The 14,519-nt window shown below is 43.4% G+C and carries 16 protein-coding genes and 1 pseudogene; 4 read left to right on the top strand and 13 right to left on the bottom strand.

Annotated features, from left to right (window positions below; all coding sequences use genetic code 11):
* Positions 1 to 24 precede the first annotated feature (24 nt).
* From ACR32F_RS07680 to ACR32F_RS07670, 3 genes and pseudogenes are all read left to right on the top strand, one after another.
* Positions 25 to 325: pseudogene (locus ACR32F_RS07680) on the top strand (IS5 family transposase); the annotation flags it as partial.
* On the top strand, positions 315 to 569 hold the full coding sequence (locus ACR32F_RS07675; protein WP_307417096.1) for a hypothetical protein: 255 nt from the start codon (positions 315 to 317) through the stop codon (positions 567 to 569). The pseudogene ACR32F_RS07680 and the gene ACR32F_RS07675, both read left to right, overlap by 11 nt.
* Complete coding sequence (locus ACR32F_RS07670; RefSeq protein WP_440117654.1) at positions 566 to 706, top strand: hypothetical protein; 141 nt, start codon at positions 566 to 568, stop codon at positions 704 to 706. Before ACR32F_RS07675 ends, ACR32F_RS07670 begins: the two co-directional genes overlap by 4 nt.
* 307 nt (positions 707 to 1,013) lie before the next feature.
* Here ACR32F_RS07670 and nagA read toward each other — a convergent pair whose 3' ends face one another.
* The 11 genes from nagA to ACR32F_RS07615 form a co-directional block, all read right to left on the bottom strand.
* Positions 1,014 to 2,156, bottom strand: coding sequence for an N-acetylglucosamine-6-phosphate deacetylase (nagA, locus tag ACR32F_RS07665; RefSeq protein WP_440117652.1), 1,143 nt, complete (start codon positions 2,154 to 2,156; stop codon positions 1,014 to 1,016).
* 26 nt (positions 2,157 to 2,182) lie between these two features.
* Positions 2,183 to 2,968 carry a DeoR/GlpR family DNA-binding transcription regulator gene (locus ACR32F_RS07660; RefSeq protein WP_179282962.1) on the bottom strand — a complete coding sequence of 262 codons (786 nt, stop codon included), beginning with the start codon at positions 2,966 to 2,968 and terminating at the stop codon, positions 2,183 to 2,185.
* A gap of 256 nt (positions 2,969 to 3,224) precedes the next feature.
* Positions 3,225 to 3,779, bottom strand: a complete 555-nt coding sequence (locus ACR32F_RS07655; RefSeq protein WP_440117650.1) for a hypothetical protein — start codon at positions 3,777 to 3,779, stop codon at positions 3,225 to 3,227.
* A gap of 208 nt (positions 3,780 to 3,987) precedes the next feature.
* Positions 3,988 to 4,752 carry a class I SAM-dependent methyltransferase gene (locus ACR32F_RS07650; RefSeq protein WP_440119730.1) on the bottom strand — a complete coding sequence of 255 codons (765 nt, stop codon included), beginning with the start codon at positions 4,750 to 4,752 and terminating at the stop codon, positions 3,988 to 3,990.
* 31 nt (positions 4,753 to 4,783) lie between these two features.
* Entirely contained in the window at positions 4,784 to 5,701 is a 918-nt protein-coding gene (locus ACR32F_RS07645) for an NAD(P)-dependent alcohol dehydrogenase (protein WP_440117648.1), read from the bottom strand.
* Positions 5,702 to 6,146: 445 nt separating this feature from the next.
* The gene (locus ACR32F_RS07640; protein WP_440117646.1) at positions 6,147 to 6,629 is read right to left on the bottom strand and encodes an SRPBCC family protein; all 483 of its coding nucleotides are present in this window, start codon (positions 6,627 to 6,629) and stop codon (positions 6,147 to 6,149) included.
* A gap of 18 nt (positions 6,630 to 6,647) precedes the next feature.
* A complete protein-coding gene (locus ACR32F_RS07635) occupies positions 6,648 to 6,956 on the bottom strand; it encodes a hypothetical protein (RefSeq protein WP_440117644.1) in 309 nt (102 codons plus the stop codon).
* A 484-nt stretch (positions 6,957 to 7,440) separates the two neighbouring features.
* Positions 7,441 to 8,774, bottom strand: a protein-coding gene (locus tag ACR32F_RS07630) for an IS3 family transposase (RefSeq protein ID WP_440108848.1) whose coding sequence is annotated in 2 segments (ribosomal slippage) — positions 7,441 to 8,370 and positions 8,373 to 8,774 — 1,332 coding nt in all. Because the reading frame shifts where the segments join, the coding sequence is not laid out codon by codon here.
* 151 nt (positions 8,775 to 8,925) lie between these two features.
* Positions 8,926 to 9,147, bottom strand: a complete 222-nt coding sequence (locus ACR32F_RS07625) for a hypothetical protein (protein ID WP_124113519.1) — start codon at positions 9,145 to 9,147, stop codon at positions 8,926 to 8,928.
* Positions 9,148 to 9,602: 455 nt separating this feature from the next.
* A complete protein-coding gene (locus tag ACR32F_RS07620) occupies positions 9,603 to 9,815 on the bottom strand; it encodes a hypothetical protein (RefSeq protein WP_440117642.1) in 213 nt (70 codons plus the stop codon).
* Positions 9,816 to 9,908: 93 nt separating this feature from the next.
* Positions 9,909 to 11,297 carry a lipase family protein gene (locus ACR32F_RS07615; RefSeq protein WP_440117640.1) on the bottom strand — a complete coding sequence of 463 codons (1,389 nt, stop codon included), beginning with the start codon at positions 11,295 to 11,297 and terminating at the stop codon, positions 9,909 to 9,911.
* Between the two features lie 103 nt (positions 11,298 to 11,400).
* Here ACR32F_RS07615 and ACR32F_RS07610 point away from each other — a divergent pair, with 103 nt between their 5' ends.
* Positions 11,401 to 11,721 (top strand): hypothetical protein, encoded by a 321-nt coding sequence (locus ACR32F_RS07610; protein ID WP_211081312.1) that lies wholly within the window; start codon positions 11,401 to 11,403, stop codon positions 11,719 to 11,721.
* Between the two features lie 254 nt (positions 11,722 to 11,975).
* Here the strand turns inward: ACR32F_RS07610 and ACR32F_RS07605 are convergent, their stop codons facing one another.
* Together ACR32F_RS07605 and ACR32F_RS07600 are read right to left on the bottom strand one after the other, a co-directional pair.
* The gene (locus ACR32F_RS07605) at positions 11,976 to 13,697 is read right to left on the bottom strand and encodes a helix-turn-helix domain-containing protein (RefSeq protein WP_440117638.1); all 1,722 of its coding nucleotides are present in this window, start codon (positions 13,695 to 13,697) and stop codon (positions 11,976 to 11,978) included.
* A 45-nt stretch (positions 13,698 to 13,742) separates the two neighbouring features.
* Complete coding sequence (locus ACR32F_RS07600) at positions 13,743 to 14,519, bottom strand: (2Fe-2S)-binding protein (RefSeq protein WP_440117636.1); 777 nt, start codon at positions 14,517 to 14,519, stop codon at positions 13,743 to 13,745.

Raw genomic sequence — 14,519 nt, 5'->3', positions numbered from 1 at the left:
CTGGCTCGTTCAGGCGCCCTTTAGCGTGATCTACCAGGCCATTTCCCTAATTGGAAATCCGTCTACACCCGCTTTCGACGCTGGCAGAAAGCGGGCATTTGGGATGAAGTGTTAAAGCAGGTTTCCCTAGAGCCTGACGAGGAAAGCGTGATGATTGACGCTACGATTGTGCGAGTTCACCAGCATGGATCAGGCGCAAAAGGGGGCAAAGCAAGCGATCGGACGTTCCCGAGGTGGATTAAGCACGAAAATTCATGCGGTAGTTGACGCGTTAGGGAATCCACTTCGCTTCGACTTGACTGGAGGCGAAGCGCATGACTCCGTGTATAAAGGTAATGACAGATGCGATCGAATGCGTCTATGCCAAGGGACAGTTAATGGGAGAATTCAACAAAAGCTCTTCTCCAGCAATGATCTCTCGTGCCTATATCTCTTTCTTTAATGGAGTGGGCTTAACTCTTGGAGAAAGTATTATTCATCATCCCGAGTGGGAAAATCTGAAGGGGCATGCCTTTTATTTGTTCGCACCCATACAACCTAAAGAAAAAAAACTGGAGGAGTCTGAATGAGTCAAACATCATTACAACCCGATCTGACATTTAACGTTCGTGTAAAAAAAACGGAGCACATCGATGCCGTCAACCATTACCCCACTGAATATTTCCAAAGAGTAGATCGCTTTCTGGATGAGTATGTAGGAAAATAAATTCAATCCAAGAGAACCAACTAGTGAGGGAGCTTGTCCTGACGAAGTAATGTGCTTATTCGCCATCCGTATGTCCTCTGAGTAAATCCGATGAGATTTTATGATCGACCATGGTATCACCTCCACAACTACAATGTACATCATATTACCCCACAGTCGATGTAATATTTTTATCATGATACCATTATTATTGTTTATATATTTGACGATTATTATCCTGTATGGGTCGGAATGTGAAGAAAATAAAAAATAAGCCCACTAGACTTATCTAATGGGCTTTCGCTGTGGAATCGCAAATAATAGTGATTTATAGAATTTGACCGCCCACCATCGTCCAGAGAACCTGAAATTCATCATCCAATAGGACCAGGTCGGCATCGAAACCAGAGGAAATTTCCCCCTTTTGTTGAAATCCAAGAATATTGGCCGGCGTAGTTGAAGCCATCTGTACGGCATCTATCAAGGGAATTCCGGTTTCGACAGTATAACGTAAGGCTTCATTCATGGTAACTGTACTGGAGGCCAGTGTTCCATCCTCCAGTCTTGCAATGCCACCCGATACCGTGACATGATGGCCTCCAAATAGATAATTCCCATCGCCCATCCCCATTGCTTGTAAAGCATCTGTGATCAAGACCATTCCTTCCGGTCCTTTCAGGTTATGTATCAGTCGAATAATAGCAGGATGCAGATGGACATTATCCACAATAGCTTGAAGACTTACATGTTTCTCTTCAAAAGCAGCCACGATCAGACCCGGATCTCGATGATGGATCGGCCGCATGCCATTAAAACAATGCGTAACATGACTCGCACCTGATGTAAAGGCTTGTTTGGCTTCCTCATATGTGGCATCCGAATGAGCGATCGCTATAACTACTCCCTGTTCTTTCAAAAAGGAAATCAAGTCCATTCCTCCCGGCAGCTCGGGCGCAATAGTAACCATCTTAATGAGTGACCCTGCTTCCTGGAAAATGATCTTCATTTCTTCTATGTTGGGATGCCGCAAATACTTTTCATTCTGCATTCCTTTTCGCTTCGGGTTCAGATACGGTCCCTCTAAGTGAATCCCTGCGATCTTTGCTCCCACTTCTTGTCCTATTACACGCTTGACACTACGAATCATTTCCAGAAGATCCTCCATCGTAGAACTAACAGATGTAGCCAGAAATGAGGTACACCCCGTTAAAGCACATTGGCGTGAAACTTCTTGAATACTCTCTTCAGTACCGTCCATCATATCAAAGCCATTGGCACCGTGGATATGAACATCTATCATCCCAGGTACTAGCAAATGTCCTCTCCCATCAATCCGTTCATACTCTCCTTCTAGCGTAGGAAGATCACCTGTGTCTATCCTCATGATTTTCCCTTCAGAAATCCACACATTGGCTGATGGAACGATACGGCTGCGAAGTGCCATTTGTACATTATGCAAAATATAATACATAAAAACCCTCCTCTTCCCTATGGTTATCAGTCTTGCTTTCGAACCTCTTCATTTTCTTCCTGACACTCAATAACAGTGATGTTCTTCTGATCCAGAACTTCTCTGATCTCACTCGGAAGTTCCAGATTTGTGACTAAAATGTCAACGAAATCAAAGTCCAGCCGATGAATAGATTTGCCAATAAATTTTGTGTGATCGGCTACTACGATAACCTGATCAGATCTTCTGGCCATTTCTTTCTTTACCCGGGCATCTTCTTCATATGGATAATAGAGTCCATCAGACCGGATCGCCGATGCTCCAATGAAGGCTTTATCAGCACGAATTTCACTTAGTTTATCGATAATGGAAGAGCCATATAAAAAGCGGTGCTTTACATTCAAGTAACCACCGAGTATATAGATTTGGAGATCCTCTCGATTGGACAAGATCCCTACGTTATCAATGGAGTGCGTGACCACCGTGCAATTTTTTGCGCTAATTTGTTCCGCTACAAATTGCACCGTGGTTGATACGTCTAAAATCACAGTCTCATGGTCTTGGATAAGTTTTGCCCCAAACTTCCCTATTTTTTTCTTACTCTCGGATTCATCAATCAAACGATCCTGATAAGACAGCATTTCTTTCTGTAACTCAGGTAACGATAGCCCCCCATGAGTTCGAATCACAACGCCTTCTTGTACTAATCTAACAATATCCCTTCGTGCAGTATCCCTTGATACTTCAAACAGCGTACATATATCTGTAACACTCATCGATTGGTGTTGTTTCAAGTATTCGAGTATTTTTAACAATCTTTCCTCTTGATACACAATACATGCACCTCCTTTAAGTGATTATAAGCGTAATTCTGAGTGTTTGCAAGTTATTATAAGTAAATCTTAAGTTAGTGTAAGTATTTATTCCTGACCGTTCAATAAAAAAAGACGTTAGCCAGATGAATTCACATCCGTTAACGTCTTTTTAAGTTAAGATTTACTGCTAAGAAAAAATTAAGGAATGGATTTCGGAGCCATTTGCTTAACAAATTGACTTAAATCACTCAGATACTTGTCATCAAAAAGCGCTCTAGGAAAGAAAATGGCTGTCAGAAGCAAAAGGATTTAAACCAAATTTATGTTTCAGTTTCTTTTCTAAAGCTTGCTCAGTTATTTTTTCTGGAAATTCCGATTCAGTTGTAACCCATTCTGGCTCATAGTGAGTAATTGCATTTCTAACTTGAATTAATAAATATACATCTTGATAAGGGCTAACTCCCTTTTTAAAAAGATTTTTATCAGCTAATGTAAGAGCGATTTGATATTTGTCTAAAATACTGTATTTAGCTGTCTTTGGTATACCTAGTTCCCACATTAAGTTAATTAATTCTCTTTTCTTCGGTTTCAATCTCTTATTGTTATTATTATTCTCATCTTTTATGTTGGAGAAAAATTCATTTATTGTAGCTTCTAAATAACCAACTGTACACAATAGTGCTCCTGTAACATAAGATTCATATTGAATTCGAGCAACTACATCACTACTGTTGTTTTTATTTTTCTCCACTTGTAAAGCATTCCTTGCCAAAAATACTGCAGACTGTATATGGTTAAAAGAAAAATCCTTTTTTCGCTGGCATAACAAAAATCCCCTCCGGTTTCAAGTGTTTGAGTAACATGATCTCTTTTTTCACTGTCTACCATGAGGGGATAATACCAATGAGTTTTCACCTCTATGACATTCCCCTTACACTCCCTTATGGGCCTACTTTATTCCATCTTCGTTAGGCAGATCATACCGGATATTCAGATTGCAGTTATTTCGGGGGCAACCCATTCTTTTACCATTAAGCCTACAACTTTCTTGCTTTGATCACAAAAGTGACGGGAAACATCTTCGCTCTTTGGGCAAGATCATTGTCCTCGCCCTGCAGCCTCATGATTTCTTCGTCGGTTTCCTCCACCATCTGCTCGATTGCGAACCCGGCTTTTGCCAATGCATTGATGTAGGCGGACATCTTGCGGTCGGATAAAGTGAGTTCACCTTGGATAAACTCGGGAGCCACGGTGCACCAGGATTCATCAAAATAACTTTTGCTGAACACGAACTTTCCGTTCTCTTCGATGACGCATCTATGAATGGGATGAGACCAGCTGAAAATGAAGATACCGTCTTTTTTGAGATAGGAAGCAATCCGGCTGAACGTTCCTTCGAGGTCGGTGGTCCAGCCTATCGCATAGATGGAGTAAACATAGTCAAAGTATTCCTTCGGTATACCGCATTCTTCTTCCATGGGTGAGCAGATCAGCCTCGCCGAAATTCCGCGCTCCGCCAGATGCTGCCGTGCCTTCTCGATCTGCTGCGCGGATAAATCGATGCCCCATAGTTCAGCTGCCTGCCGCTCACCTTGATACTGCAAGGATTGACCGTTTCCACAGCCGATCTCCAGTACCTTTGTCCCAGAGACATCTCCAAACAGACGGTATTTCGCTTCCGAGACAAACGCTCCGTACAGAGGAAGCACGATCGCGCCTAAAAACTCATTTCCTCTTGTATCCCAATAGGAACGATTAATGTGATGAATCTTGTCCGTATTGATCGCAATAACCTCCGTCAGCGTAAAGCTGTATTTCTATAAACCCTTCATTCTATCTTACCGTTATTGCCACATTGCCTTTCTTGCGCCCGGTATCCACATATCTGTGGGCCTCCGCAATTTCATCAAGAGCATAGGTTCGATCGATGATCGGTTTTAGTTTGTTTTCCTCGATCAACTCTTTGAGAAAGAGTAAATCGGCTACTTCCATTTTCGGAAGTCGACTGTTGTTTAGAAAGACACCATTTGGCGTTAGGATTTTTTGGCATTGTGAGGGTTTGGCTTTTATTACGGCATCATAAACAATATCGTATTTGGTTTCTGAGGCTGTAAAGTCTTCTTCGGTATAATCGATTAGTTTATCTGCTCCTATAGATTCTACCAATCCAAAATTACTTTTACTGCACACCGCTGTGACTTCTGCCCCATAGTATTTCGCAAGTTGAATTGCATACGTCCCAAGACTGCCGGATGCTCCATTGATCAAAATTTTCTGACCTGGCTTTATTTTTGCTTTTTGCAAATTTTTCAAAGCTGTAAGCCCTCCCGATGGAACGACCGCAGCTTCTTCGTAGGATAGATGGTTGGGCTTTATTGCAACCATTCCCTTTTTTTCTCCGGTTCCGTTTTTCACTTTTTCAGGTAAACAAATGTATTCGGCATAACCTCCACTAAATCCTGTAAGCCCAAAGACCTTGTCTCCTTCCTTAAAGGATTGTACGTCTTTTCCTACCGACTCAATTACACCGGATATTTCTAATCCAAGTATTAAATTTTTCCTGGGCTTGAACATGCCGAATACAAGTCTCACCAAGAATGGATCAGCTCTTCGAATACGGGTATCGCCAATATGTGCAGTGGCTGCAAATACTTTAATTAAAACCTCATGGTCTTTTGGTTTCGGCTTTTCCACCTCTTTCATCTGCAGCACTTCTGGCGGTCCGTAATTTGTGCAAATCACAGCTTTCATATGAACCCTCCTATTTCTTAGTGTTTCACTGCCTGGTTCCATGATCGTTGTTAATACATCTGCAGTCCATACAATTGAGCCTGTTTTTACCGTTCGAATTTGTTGGGCCATGTTTTTGATTGATGCCGACTTCAATTTATATTCTGCAGGTCCTGCTTTTAGTGCTTTGGTCTGATAAATGGATGTATTGAATCGTGTTTTCCAAATGGAACAGGATCTATTTCGATTGTTTGAAGCCAGCTTACACTGTTTTTAAGATCTTCATAACTAAGTCGAAATGCTAGATGTCTGAGGGATGGATGATAAGACGTTTTATATTCTTCTCCCCCAATCTTGTCGGTTTCAGATAACTTATCTGTATTCACAAACCCTTAGTCACGACAACAACCCACCTATGGCGGTCAACATTGGGTGGGTTGTTATATTGGAATACTTTTTTATTCTGTTAACCTTCCATATTAAATGCTTCACTATAGATTTCACGCAGCTTAGTGGAGTTATCATGCCACTGAATGGTTGTACCATTGATAATTTGAACCAATACATCCAGACACCTATGCCATCCTGCAGCGGTATTCACTGCCCATGAATCATCGTTAAACGTATGGGTAAAGATCATTCGACATCCTTTATCTTCTTTCTGCAATGAGATGTTAATCAGATCATCCACTTCACGGAAACCAAATACATATGGCTTTTCCAACTCTGTAATGGTACCCTCATATGTCGTTCCTTCACCGTCATCGAAGGCAATCCTGCCACCAAGTCTGAGATCCATCTCTCCTGTTGCGAAAGGATACCATTGAGCGAAGGAACTAGGCTTCGTAATCACAAGGAAAACATCTTCTGCATTATAATGAAGAAATCGTTCAAATCTTAGAGCATACCGACCGTTTGACTCAAGTAATGTACCATATTCATTCACCATTACATCCTCCTTCATTCATCACATATATCCATCTTCAGGTTCACCAACATCAAAACCCAACACTTTTGACGCTTCTAATTTGAACGTTTCTATCCAAGAAGTCCAATCATCGTTATTCATCTGTGCATAAAATGATAATCCACTTGGTTCAACGGATGCTTCAATAAAAACATCATCCTCGTCAGTTCCAAACCAATATGGAATTCCACTTTTATAACCAATCCAGCCTGGCATATTCTCATATACTTTAGAAACTTTATCCCATACCTCATCAGGCAGATCATACCTTATATTTAGGTTGCAATGATGAGAGTTTATGTTGTCCATTTACATTCTCTCCTTCTCCTAGGCGTATATCAAGATATATCCTCTATTTTTATGTAAAGTACTACAACTCTTCCATCTTGCTCAAAGTTGTATCTCTTGGTCCTTACACACTTTTTCCGTTATCATTTTTGTATATTTTAATCTCGTGATTTCAATCAGGTCATTTGGCTGCATCATATTCAGAATAGGACTATCTTTGATTAAAACTTTGCTATTACCTCGTCCCAATCCTTTAACTATAATGATATTTTTATTCTTCTTCACATCTACAATTTGTCCGATCGTTATGAGCTGCTCTTGTTTCTTGAGATCGAGGCAAGTTACAAGGCCGAGTATACAAAATATAATAAAGTTAAAAGTTGATAATGCAGTTGTCCATGCAGAAGGATGATATGCTAAGTATCTGGTAGTTAATTGAATTCCTAAAAATAAATAAAACGTTGAGTAAACTGTACCCTATGTAAAGGACATTTCTAAAAAAGACCTACATGGCCCGAAGAAGGTGATCTCTGTATTCTACAGGGGTCATCCTTTTTAAGTTCCATTGGTATCTGTAGTGGTTGTAGTAGGTCATATATGATTTAATTTCTCGTTTGACTTCTTCCAGTGTGGTGCAGTCCTTCAGCAATACTTCATCCTTAAAATGACCAAAGAACGACTCCTGCGGAGCGTTATCCCAGCAGTTCCCTCGTCTGGACATGGATTGTCCAAAGCCCATACGTTTCACTTTCTTCTGAAAATCCGGATGGGTATAGTGGGTACCTTGATCCGAATGAATGAACGCGTCTTTGGTCTTCTTCCATCTTCGATTCTTCTGTAAGTGAAGCAACGTATTTGTCGCGAGATCCATGGTAATTCGTTCCGACACATGGTAAGCCAGAATTTCATTGGTGGAGCTGTCCTTGATGGTGGACAGGTAGGCTCGTTTCCCTTTTCCATAAGTTAAGTAGGTAATATCGGTTAGAAGCACTTTGCCCGGCACGCCCTGTTTGAAGTTACGTTGTAACAAGTTAGGCACGGTCCGATGTTCGTGGGTCGCCTTCATCATTCGCTTGTACGGATTGGCCTTTCGAATAGGACATACGATACTATATTTCTTCATGATTCTTCGGATTCGCTTGAGGTTCCAGACGATTTGAAACTTTCCCTCCAGTGTCATCTTGATGGAGCGTGCACCTTTGTAGCGCTTTTTAAAATGGAAGGCCCGGCTGACGTGAACGCGCAACTCTTCATCGGCCTGTTCGCTCCGATGGCGTCTGTGGATGGCTGGAGCGCTAAAGTAGCGGTAGTAGCCGCTTTTAGAGACACCTGCGACCTCGCACAAAACACTCACCATCCGCCTTAGATGGTATTTCTGAATCACGAATCGAATCAATCTGTATCGAAGACCAGGCACTAGTTTTACTCGTGGTTCCACCCCCGTTCGGCCATCCGAATCTTTTTTAAGAGTTCATTCTCTGCTTGGAGCAAACGAATCTGCGCTTCGAGTCTCGCGTTCTTCTCATCCAAGGTTAATTCTCGCTTTAAAGGTCTTCCTGAATGCTTGCCTCTTGCATCGTGTAAACCTAAATCGCCCTGCTCTCTGTATCTGGCTCTCCACCGTTTGGCAGCGGCTTCGATGCGAGTCATTCCAACGATCTCCGCATCCAACCCACAGGACTCAAAAATGTCTCTGGGCGGCTTTCCTTGCTGATTCGATGCAATAAAGAGTTGCTTGAACTCGTCTGTATACGTAATCCCTTTGGTCGATACGGACTTTACATATGGGTTTTTTGAAAGTTGTTTCATTTCTCGATCTGTAAACATTTTTTTACTCATCAGCTTATCTCCATCCTCGTCTCGTTCGTGGCATACAACAAAAATACCCCATAGAGAGACTTTTTTCAAAGTGTCTACTCTATAGGGTACAGTTTAGAGTAGCAATCGCTTTTTTAATTCCCTTTAACTTTTTCGTTCATGATCTCTCCTTCTAATCTTTACGGAGATGAATCACAAAGTCTTGATTCGACGTATGATATACAACGTTACCAGGCTCTACTCGAAAAAACTCTTTATTCGCATCTTGTTCTGATACGGTACGAATTGGTGCAACTTCATCTACGATTTTTTTGTTATCTTCCTCATGATAATGAATGATAGAAACCAGAACAAATTGGTCGGGGAACAGTTCTCTAACCTCTTGCCATTTCATGTGGTATACCCCCTGTTATTCGTATTGGTTCAACTTTCAATCATTTTAACATATACCCTTACTTCATATATCATTCCTGTATTCATAACACCCAACCTAGTCCAATGTATCCTCACTCTAGTATGTAAAATGTACAAAGAAACCGTCTCCTTTGGTATATGGTTGCTCTCACTTCCATTTACTTCGGAACGATTTCTTTTGTTTTTGAATTTAAGAAAGGATCTGTTCCTTCTCATTACGACTTAACACATCAATAGCTTCAACAACTACCATCGCTATATTGAAGGCAGGGTACAGACGCTATGCGAAAGAGCAAACGGCCACACTAGCATTGCGATCGCTCCGCCAGATCATCTGAATGTCATAACTTCGTGGATTGACATTCAGGCTTTCTACATTACAACCCTGTGCCGATCTTTGTTGCAGCAGAATCTGCATACCACTGTTCGAATATCTCAGCTCAGCATGCTGTGCTCCCTCCGGTCTCTGAAGTCCTCACGGTCAGCTTCCTCCATCCTGTGAATGTATCGTCGCAATGCTTCTTTATGCGCCTCCAATTCATCCATTCGGCTGGATGTCCCGTTCAGGAAAGATTGCATTTTGAATCCTAGCGTTGTGGCAGCATTTCCTGCCCAATCTTGCTCCAGTCTACTATGTATTGAACGCATCTTCTGCTCCTGCTGCACAAGCGCTCCTGCAACTGCTCACATTGCTGAACGGCTCTTCTCAGATCGGATAAAGATACCGATATTCTTCCCATGTCAATTACCTCCCGTTAAGAACTGGTCTGCTTGAACGAAATCTTCGTGCTTGCGTTCAATGTACTCGGCAATCTCGCTTATGGATTCCTGATACCAACGGTTAATTCGTTCCAGTGTCGCCGTAGCTTCGTAAGCGATTGACGTGAAGGAATGGCTTTCACTTGTGGAAGTATAAGCCTCGAACATTCGGATGGAAGCTTGTGCATCATTGGAAAACCCGCTCAGACTAAAGCGCATTTCCTTGGCTGCCTGTGCCAATTCCTCCGGCGTTAGTCGGATTGTGCCACCACCTTGACCTGACTTTCCATTGGATGCAGCCGCAATCAAGGGGGCCACCAACCCGCCAACGAGGTTTGACAAAGCCATCCGTGATTCCTGATAAGCATTCCAGCGTGGTGAGATGTCAATTTGTTTTCCTGTTGCGCGATCGATAAGTGGACCGACCAAGTTACCCTGTTCATCAAACTGATACTGGTTCATCGAGTGATATCCCTTGCCTTCTTTTTTGGAAAACGAGTCCATCAATCGAACAATATTACCGACCTGAAGCTTGTCCAGATCGATATCAATTGGGAAATTGTATGTGACTAACGGGCCGCTGGGCCCCATCGGACTAATCGGCACCATGAGCTGGAATTGCAGCCTCCAGTTTTGGTACATCGCATTGGCCGAGTCAAAATCCTGGCCTTTGTAGTACGTGCTGCCAACATGTCTGTCATATTCAAAAAGTCCTCCTGCACCTACTGAATCGTTTGGCTGAACGATGTTTACCACTTTTTTATCATAGTAACCTTCGTTCACTTTCGCCAAGCTTGCATCGTCCAGCAGATTGGTTACACTCGGAGCACTGTATGTCATGGCCGACAAATCCTGTCGCGCTGCCACATATTGTGCTAAACCACCTCCAAGCGAATGTCCCGTAAGAGAGATACTTGCGTCAGGATATTTTGCTTTGACTTGTTCATAAAGTACTTCCGCCTGATGAAATTGATTGTTCTCCCAATTGATATCGTCCTTAATGGATTGAATAAAGCTTTTCTTAAAAATGTTATGATGATTAGGGTCAGTTACGGCATCCTCCAGTTCTCTGGTGCGTCCACCTAAAACATCGAACACGTCTGTTTCGTAATCGGCTGCTCTCCCAAGCCAGCTCCCACCTGGCTCTGTTCCGCGGTAACCGATGACAATCTGATTCGTCTGATTGTTGTGGAGGATGACGGAATCGAAACCCGACACTTTATTGTGGAGCTCGGCACCTTCAGGTTCAATGACCTTCCATTGTGCATAATCTCCCTCATCTTTAAGTGGTGCTCCGGCAGAAACGTTGTCCTGGTAGGCAAGGTTAGATATTTTCTGATACAACTCGTCGCTTATGTAATCGTTCCGCATAAATACCTCCTGAATTGAACATTCCGATATGATTATGTAAACTAGTGATAATTCAATCTTTATAGTATATTAATACCATTCTATGAAAGTAGAGGTGTCCCTTTTGAGAAAACCTATCTTCTTGTTTGTAATCTTAATCATCTCATCACTCTTGCTTGGAGCATGTGCCTCCGAAGAAGAAAAGATGATTGTATCCTCCGCCGAGAAGTTCGCTGCAAATTATATTCTCGAAAAATACGGTGTAACCGTTCGTTTTAAAGAGTATAAATTCTCTCCTCCCGATCTATCCAATTCGTTAGGCCTCCATGGCTACATTGAAGGCGATAAGAAAAAGAAGGTATTTGTTCTGGTAAATTACGATCCATTAAGTGTCGAGACACTATCGCTTCCTGAAGGAATATCCAAGAAACCAAATTCCAAATAGAGAGGTAAAGTATATTTTTAAACTATCAATCGATATAAACGATTTTGAAACTATAGGGAATATATGGATTGTATCTTTTGTCAATTACTCCTGTCAACGTTCCCCGCAACAATAAAATGAAGAAACAAATGCGATCTACATAATAGAATGATTGTGTTCTTAAGTTAAGATACACCTCTGTTTAAAGAAGTTTTCCACTAATTCGATGAATCCTGAATATACAGAAATAGAGGGAGTCACAGCAGAACTCCCCCTCACCCCAACAACGCCTGCTCGATCTGATCCACAATCCCCTTAACACCTATCGGCCCATAACAGCCGATCCATGTCGCGGCATCAACAGAATGTACATACTGTTGCTCACCCCCATCCAGCATTCCCAAAACCCTCGTCTCTGTCGCAGATATCCCATCCTGCATGATTTCATTACTAAGCAAAAAGTAGTGGCTCGCCTGCACAGCCGGTAGTCTGTCAACGGAGATATGATAGGCCGTGTCGGTGGTATCTGCCACAAATAACGGAACGGGCAGACCCAGATCCCGGTACAACACAGCGCCTGTGCGATGAGCAGCAGAATGGACACGCACGAGGGAATCGAGTGGACGAATCAATGCCACACTTTTTCCTGCCAGTACAGAGGACAATTCCTCGGATAGCAAAGCTGTTCGGCGATGATAATCCGCAATAATCTGCTTGGCCTCTGCTCGCTTGCCTGTCAGTTCACCGAATAGACTCAGGATGGTCTGCCAGTTTTCATTACGCTTGAACATGAGCACTGGAGCGATCTGGCTTAACCGTTCATGATGCTGATCATGCACCTCGGTGCAAATAATCAGATCCGGCGCAAGTCGCTCTACCGCCGGGAGATCGGGGTATTCATACGTACCAAGTAATGCTGTATGCTGGAGTCCTGTCCGGAGTGATTGAGGGAACGTTAACACGGTACTTCCTAGTCCGACACTTCCTACCGGAGACAAGCCCAGTGCAAGCAAATGATCAGCATATTGCACATCGAGGACAGCGATACGCTGTGGTATTTCGGTGACGGTGTATTCCCCGCGAATATGGCAGATGACCGGGCCTTCGGCTGATTCATAGGAAGAAGCTGTCCGATGTTGCAGCAAAGCATTCGCATAGTCTGCATCTCTTCTCGAAGCGGCGGCATGCCGGTAATGTAGGGGTGGGACGCCATAATATTTTTTAAATGCTCTGCTGAAATAATACATATCGCGATAGCCCATTTTGTCCGCAATTTCACCGATGGAAGCATCCGTATGACGCAGCATGCGTGAGGCACTTTCCATACGCAGCTGAATGACGTATTCCATCGGTCCAAGCTGCTTCTCTTGTTTGAATCGTCGCTGCAGCTGTCTTACACTACAGCCCGCCAGGGCTGCCAGCTCTTTTAGCTCCAAGTTTTGACGATAGTGCGATGTGATATAAGAAACGACTACATCCACCATGTCGGACTCCGCTCCCCCTTGACCACGTTCATACTCCATGATCAGCTCGTAGATCATTCCCTGGAGCAAAGCGTTGGCATAGAAACGTTCCAGTCCTTCACCGCGTCGCCATTTGGCAACGATTTTTTCAGCATTTTCGATCCAATCCGCATGGGTTGCCGAGTTTTGAACAAATGACCTGCGCAGCGGGTGCTTGCGATATGAAGGCACAACAAGAGAGGCTCCCTCCATGGAAGAAGCCTTGTACATGATGACAATATAATGAATGTCCTCTGATCTGGCCGTCAGCGTAAAGGATGCTCCCTTCACCACATGACAGGCAAAAGAAGCTCCAATGTGGCAACCCTCGCCATCCATTGCAAGCTCCCCTTCCCCTCCATATGCCAGCAGCAGCACATTTGAAGTTATATCCGTTTCGTGTAAAATGCTGCCTGTCTGCAAAGTACCGCTATCCCCGTCAAGCATCTTGATCGCCGTATCACTCCATAGACTTGTCTGTTCTTGCAGCGGCATTTCTCTCATCTCCTGACAATAGCAAAGGTAAAGTTGTTGCTGTTGTCATTTTAGTTGAGATTCTTTCTCATTGTCAATTTTCGGACATTTCCGGCAATATTCCCCTGACATCTGATAATAAAAACAACAGGTGATCCGCTCGCTTTTCGCGACAGGTACATTATCCGTACAATCGGTAAAGCGGGTCAACGGATTCTTTCTTACACCGAATACCTGCCCGGATGCCACCTGCGTCAGATATGAAAAATCCGCCTGGATGTGCGCACTTTCCTGCCCGGCATCTTCTTCATCTGGTGTATACATCGGGCCAATACGTACCATGATATTCTCCCAGAGGATACTCATCGAAAGAGGAGCAATCGCAGCAAGCGTCTTTAACAGCGGTGTAAGCTGTACTGCAAACATCTCCTCGATCACCTTTTCCCGCCACGCTGCCCTGTCTCCCGTTATTCCTTCTGCCTGAAGCCCGTTCACCGCTAGAAAAGGAAATCGTGTACCGCCCTCATTCGCTGCGAGCGCCGGATGATAGAGAAAGCTGTTCTCCAGCTGAAACGAAACATGCTGATGATGAAAAGTCATCGCCGTCACCAGCGGAGCCGTCCACAGATAACCGATCCGTTTGGCTAACATGGAAGCGGCAACCTTCATGTCAGGCGCATCAATGTACTCCTGAAACCAGCTGATATACTGTCGGCATGCCGCTTCGTCATGCAGCTCACTTAGAGCAATGGTACGGACACTATGTTCAGGCGGCTCACCAAGCAAAATCGAATGATCCTCCACGGTCTCTTTCCATAAGTCTGTCGAGAGATACTGGTTCAT

This window comes from Paenibacillus hebaui (assembly GCF_051934385.1).
Taxonomy (GTDB): Bacteria; Bacillota; Bacilli; order Paenibacillales; family Paenibacillaceae; genus Paenibacillus.
Note: the sequence above shows the minus strand (reverse complement) of the source record. Positions and strands in the feature narration are given on the sequence as shown.

Bases quoted from the DNA above. Each gene is read 5' to 3' on its own strand.
- ACR32F_RS07675 (WP_307417096.1), top strand. From the start codon at position 315: ATGACTCCGTGTATAAAGGTAATGACAGATGCGATCGAATGCGTCTAT.
- ACR32F_RS07670 (WP_440117654.1), top strand. From the start codon at position 566: ATGAGTCAAACATCATTACAACCCGATCTGACATTTAACGTTCGTGTA.
- nagA (WP_440117652.1), bottom strand. From the start codon at position 2,156: ATGTATTATATTTTGCATAATGTACAAATGGCACTTCGCAGCCGTATC.
- ACR32F_RS07645 (WP_440117648.1), bottom strand. From the start codon at position 5,701: ATGAAAGCTGTGATTTGCACAAATTACGGACCGCCAGAAGTGCTGCAG.
- ACR32F_RS07640 (WP_440117646.1), bottom strand. From the start codon at position 6,629: ATGGTGAATGAATATGGTACATTACTTGAGTCAAACGGTCGGTATGCT.
- ACR32F_RS07635 (WP_440117644.1), bottom strand. From the start codon at position 6,956: ATGGACAACATAAACTCTCATCATTGCAACCTAAATATAAGGTATGAT.
- ACR32F_RS07625 (WP_124113519.1), bottom strand. From the start codon at position 9,147: ATGAAATGGCAAGAGGTTAGAGAACTGTTCCCCGACCAATTTGTTCTG.
- ACR32F_RS07620 (WP_440117642.1), bottom strand. From the start codon at position 9,815: ATGCGTTCAATACATAGTAGACTGGAGCAAGATTGGGCAGGAAATGCT.
- ACR32F_RS07615 (WP_440117640.1), bottom strand. From the start codon at position 11,297: ATGCGGAACGATTACATAAGCGACGAGTTGTATCAGAAAATATCTAAC.
- ACR32F_RS07605 (WP_440117638.1), bottom strand. From the start codon at position 13,697: ATGCCGCTGCAAGAACAGACAAGTCTATGGAGTGATACGGCGATCAAG.
- ACR32F_RS07600 (WP_440117636.1), bottom strand. From the start codon at position 14,519: ATGAACCAGTATCTCTCGACAGACTTATGGAAAGAGACCGTGGAGGAT.